The sequence below is a fragment of the Rhizocola hellebori genome, assembly GCF_016862955.1.
GTDB classification, from domain to species: Bacteria; Actinomycetota; Actinomycetes; order Mycobacteriales; family Micromonosporaceae; genus Rhizocola; species Rhizocola hellebori.
Map to the genome: position 1 here is coordinate 1 of NZ_BONY01000167.1, position 4990 is coordinate 4990.

Consider the following 4990-nt stretch of genomic DNA (forward strand, 5'->3'; position numbering starts at 1 on the left):
TTCTTCTGCGGCCGGGTGCCGGTGGCGCATCCAATGGACTGCTGCCGGTCGTGCGGCCAGACGAAGCGAGAGCGGGGCGGTCAGTGATGTCGCTCCTGTTCACCAAGACCGATTGCGTGGTCTGGCAGCGCAAGGCAGCCGCCGCGTTGCACGAGATGATGGACGCTGCGGTAGACCAGCAGCTTCCCCTGGTCACCTGGCAGCTTGGCGTCGCCGGAACGCTGATGGGGCGGTGTATTGGTGCCGACATGAACGCGCGCTACGACGCGTTCGTGCGGTGGACAAGCTTCCTCGGCATCGCCGGTTGGAACCATTGGGAGGCAAACGGCACCACGCACCTCTACGGCATCACCCAAGGGTTTCGCGGCTGCCAGGTGTCGATGGCCGCCGACCTACTCGATTTCAGGCCGGGTGATCTGCCATGAACCAAAAGCTGTCGCGCGGGTTGTCCAGTCTCGTCGAGTGGATGGAATACAAGCGCAGCAAGGGTTTCGTCAAGGTCCTCGCAATCGAGTGTGGCTACTGCGGCCGTTGGGTCAAGCCAGACGATTGGCATCAGAACGCCAACGTATGTCGGCCCTGTGGCTGGCACCTGAGCAAGCCCACGGCACCTCGATTGGCGGTGCCATGGACGCCTTGAGAATGCGCCGCCGCACACTCGTTACCTACGGCGCTTTGCCGATGGTGCGAGCCGGTCGGCAAATCGAGCTCGCCGCTCTGCCCGCCTTGGCTCGGGTGGCGGTGCTGGCTGAAGCAGCGGGATCGCTGGCGGCGATGGCACGACGGCAAGCCGAACGTGGCCACGTCGATCCGCGACAGGTGGCGCTTCTCGTCACCGATCCAGCTGACGCGATGGCGGTGCTGGGCCGTGGTCGCTGGCTGCCGACGATGCAACGCCGAGTCTTGGCCGCTCCGCTCCGGCTGGCAGCGACGGTCGGCGCACGCCCGAGAGGGCAGATGAGGGGACAGCTGCCGCTGTTCGAGACGCGAAAAACCGCGCGAAGGGAGGTGAGCCGTGTTTAGCAAGAACCGTGTTCCGGGCGATTCCCATGACGCGCCCAACCCTCGCCGTTGGCGGGTGCCCATGTTCCACATCCCGCTCTGGGCGTACATCCCATGGCTTGCCGTCAAAGGGCTTTGGTGGTTGATACTCGGCCTTGGTGCAGCGCTGTACTACCTCGCCAAGTTCTACTGGCTCAGCGCCCCACTGGGGCTCTTGGCCTACCTGACGGTCGCCTATGGCTGGTATTGGGCAACGGCGGCAGCGGTCTTCGCCACAGGCATGCTCGGCGTGTGGTGGTGGCGGCGACGCGACACCTTCCAGCGCTGGCTGGGATGGTTCTACATAGCCAAGTGGCGGCACTACCTTCGCTACCGGCCGCTGTGGCAGCCGACAATCGCCAACATCGGCTTGGCCACCTCGTTTGGCGGGGAGCGGTTCTATCCGTCCCTCCTCAACGTGCGTCACGATGGGCGCTGCGATGTTGTCACGGCGCGAATGCTGCCGGGCCAGCACCCGCACGACTGGGCCGAAGCAGCGCCACGCTTCGCCCATACCTTCAAAGCTCTGTCGTGTACCGCAATCGAAAGCCCGAAAGCCGATCGAGTGGCGCTGCGGTTCCGGCTCGTCGACACCCTGGCCGCGACCATCCCACCGTTCCCGGTGCCGGCCACGGTGGACACGCGACGGCTGCCGGTGGCGGTCGACGAAGACGGGATGCTGTTCACGGTCTCGCTCGTCGGGCACGTGCTCATCGCGGGCCGGACCGGCTCGGGTAAAGGCTCGGCCGTCTGGTCGATCGTCTCCGCCATCGCAAATGGGATCACGAGCGGGCTTTTGCACGTGCATGCCTTCGATCCCAAGGGCGGCATGGAATTCGCCTACGGCCAGGAGCTGTTCCGCGCCTTTCATTACGACGGGCCGCACGAGATGGCCGGTGCCCTGGAGGACCTGGCGAAGGTGGTGATTCAGCGTGCGAATCGATATCGGGGGATGGCACGCGACCACACCGCCACCACCGACGAACCCACCATCGTGATTCTCATCGACGAGTTTGCGTCGCTGACCGCCTACGTGCCGGACAAGAAGCTCAAGGAACGACTCAACCACGCCATGGCCGAGATTCTGACGAAGGGCCGGGCGGTCGGCGTACACGTCATAGCAGCCTTGCAAGACCCGAGGAAGGAGATCCTGTCATACCGCAACCTGTTCGCTACCCGAATTGCGTTGGCGCTCAACGAAGAGTCGGAGGTCGACATGGTGCTCGGCGAAAACGCCGTCAGAAACGGCGCAGCATCACACCTCATCTCCGAGCATCAACCCGGCGTCGGTTACGTCATGCTCGACGGCCGCAACCGACCTGGCCGGGTCAGATTCCCCTACCACGACGACAACGACATCCGCGCCATGGCGGCGACCTACGGCACCACGTTAGGAGTAGCGCAATGACCGACCTTGGCCCGCACACCGTTCAGGTCCGCCTGGTCGGCACCAAGCAAAACGTCGCCTACTGGCTGCGGCTGCTCGACGAGCTCGCCGAGCTTCACGAAGTCTCCGAGCCGCAACCCGGCCGCCGCAGAAGACTGCGCGTCTATGCCACCGTGTCCCGCCGAGCACCCCTGACAGGAGGCAGCAAATGACAACCCACCGCATCCCCGGCGCGCCGCGCCCGGTGCGGAAACCGCAAGCAGGGCAACGCTTTGAGGATGTCGTCCTCGTTCTGATCCTGCTCGCGGTCGGCGTGGCAGCGGGCGCGGGCTCGTTCACCCACGTGCACGACTGGACGATGGCCAACAGCCCAGCAGGCAAGGCCGACTGGTTCGGCTGGGCCAACGCCGTCATCTCCGAACTCGTCCCCGTGGCGGCCCTGCTGGTCATCCGACGACGCAAGCGAGCCGGGCAAGGCATCGCCTATCCCGCCTTTCTGCTCGTGCTCGCGCTCGGCCTGTCCATCACTGCACAGCTGGCCGTGGCCAAACCGGGTTTCGCTGGCGGCCTGGTCTCTGTCGTGCCAGCCCTCGCGTTCGCTGCGCTGGCAAAGCTCATCCTCGGCAAAGACCCCGAGCCCGAGCGTCCCGCTACCCTGCCGACCTACATCGCGCCAGTTGCCCAGGAGGAACCTACGCACGTCGAGATAGCCATACCCGCCGTCCGGGACGATCACCAACCGATCCCGGCTTCCGTCCCAACCGTCAACCCGACAGCCGCACCGCTTCCGACTCACCTGCTCGACCAAGCCCGCAAAGCCGCAACCGACTTCATGGCCGAGAACGACCGGCCTATCACCCGCGACGAGCTACGCGCCGTCCTCCGGGTCTCCAACGCCACTACCGGCGACATCATGCGGGCGCTCGGCATCACCGAGCCATCACGGCAACTCGTCACCGTCGGCACGGCGGTCTCCCCGCTGACCGGGAAGCCCCTCCTGTAGCCACCTAGCTTCATCAGCCCGGACACCTTGAAAGGAGGTGCCTTGTGATCACTGCGCCCAAAAACCAGCACGAGACTGCACGGCTCCTCCTGAAGCAGCTGTCCGGGCTGCCACTCACCCAGATGACCGGCGACCCTGACGGACTCATCGCACGCGCGTCCAAGCCCGGCTTCGGCAACTGGCTCACCCACGTCGCCAAGACTCGCGGCTGCACCAGCCCTGTCCGGCTCCGCGGTGAGGTACTGACCGTGCAAGCCTCCACTGGCCGCGTGGTCTCGCGGTTCACCACGGACGACCTTCCCGACCGTGTGCTCTACAAGCCATGCGGCACAAGGCTTGCCTCGCGCTGCCCGTCCTGCGCCGAGGTGTACCGGTGGGATACCTATCAACTCATCAGGGCGGGCCTGGCCGGGGGTAAGGGCGTGCCCGAGAGCGTGGCGACCCACCCGGCCGTGTTCGTCACGCTCACCGCACCAAGTTTCGGCGCTGTACACGGCAATGGCGGCAAGGGAACCGTGAAGCCCTGCCGGCCACGCCGCGCCAAGCCTGTCTGCGAGCATGGCAAGCCGTTGTGGTGCAACGCCATCCATAGCGAGGATGACTGGCGGCTCGGGCAACCGCTCTGCCTGGACTGCTACGACCACGAGCACCACGTGGTGTGGAACCACCTCGTTGGCAAGCTCTGGTCGCGGACGATGCTTCGGGCTCGCCGCATCATGGGCGCCACCGCTGACGGCGGTCTACGCGTCCGCTACGCCAAGGTCGCCGAGTACCAACGGCGCGGGGTGGTGCATCTTCACGCCCTGGTCCGCCTTGACGGCTTCGACCCCGACAACCCCGACACGATCGAGCCACCTCCGCTCATCTTCAGCCAGGACAACGCACCCGTTCCTGTCATGTCGGCCTTCGATCTGAAGTGGGCCGTCGAAGAAGCGGCACGCATGACCGCGCTCGTCAGCGACCCACACCCAGACCGCGAAGGACACACCGGCTGGCAGATCGGCTGGGGTCAGAAAGGGCTGAAGGTCGACGTGGTGCGCACCGGTCTGCCTGGTGGGGAGCTGACTGAGCAACACGTCGCCGGGTACCTCGCCAAGTACGCCACCAAAGGCACCGAAACCGCAGGCGTCAACGCCGCTCGGATCAACGCTGAAACCATTGCGGCGTATGCGGATCGGTCCAAGCACACGAACCGGCTGATTCAAGCCTGCTGGGAGCTGGGTGAGCCGCTGGAGTGGGAAAGCCTGCAGCACTGGGCACACCGCCTCGGCTTTCCCGGCCACTTCTCCACCAAGTCACGGCGCTACAGCACCACCTTGACCGCATTGCGGCAAGCGCGAATGCCGCAGAACCGGATAAAAGTCAGTGCGATCGACGGCAACGCCGCCGTTCTCGCCGACGAGCACGACGACGAAACCACCCTCGTCATCAACCGATGGCAGCACGTCGGCAACGGCTGGCGCTCGACCGGAGACGCAGCACTCGCCGCGATGGCTGCCGACGCCGCTCGCCAGCGACAGCCCCACGGACTCAACCAACACCAATAGCCAACCGAAAGG

General features: G+C 65.5%; 6 protein-coding genes. All 6 read left to right on the forward strand.

The features are described 5' to 3' along the window. The coding region (locus Rhe02_RS49100; RefSeq protein ID WP_203915494.1) for a hypothetical protein at positions 1-425 on the forward strand (425 nt) is incomplete at its 5' end. A 202-nt stretch (positions 426-627) separates the two neighbouring features. Beyond that, positions 628-1023, forward strand: a complete 396-nt coding sequence (locus tag Rhe02_RS49105) for a hypothetical protein (RefSeq protein ID WP_203915495.1) — start codon at positions 628-630, stop codon at positions 1021-1023. Continuing rightward, the gene (locus Rhe02_RS49110; RefSeq protein ID WP_203915496.1) at positions 1016-2449 is read left to right on the forward strand and encodes an FtsK/SpoIIIE domain-containing protein; all 1434 of its coding nucleotides are present in this window, start codon (positions 1016-1018) and stop codon (positions 2447-2449) included. Before Rhe02_RS49105 ends, Rhe02_RS49110 begins: the two co-directional genes overlap by 8 nt. Continuing rightward, positions 2446-2640, forward strand: coding sequence for a hypothetical protein (locus Rhe02_RS49115; protein WP_203915497.1), 195 nt, complete (start codon positions 2446-2448; stop codon positions 2638-2640). The genes Rhe02_RS49110 and Rhe02_RS49115 overlap by 4 nt, the downstream gene beginning before the upstream one ends. Then, entirely contained in the window at positions 2637-3431 is a 795-nt protein-coding gene (locus Rhe02_RS49120) for a hypothetical protein (RefSeq protein ID WP_239124575.1), read from the forward strand. Before Rhe02_RS49115 ends, Rhe02_RS49120 begins: the two co-directional genes overlap by 4 nt. Positions 3432-3475: 44 nt before the next feature. Continuing rightward, entirely contained in the window at positions 3476-4978 is a 1503-nt protein-coding gene (locus Rhe02_RS49125) for a replication initiator (RefSeq protein ID WP_203915498.1), read from the forward strand. The last annotated feature ends 12 nt before the right edge of the window (positions 4979-4990 follow it).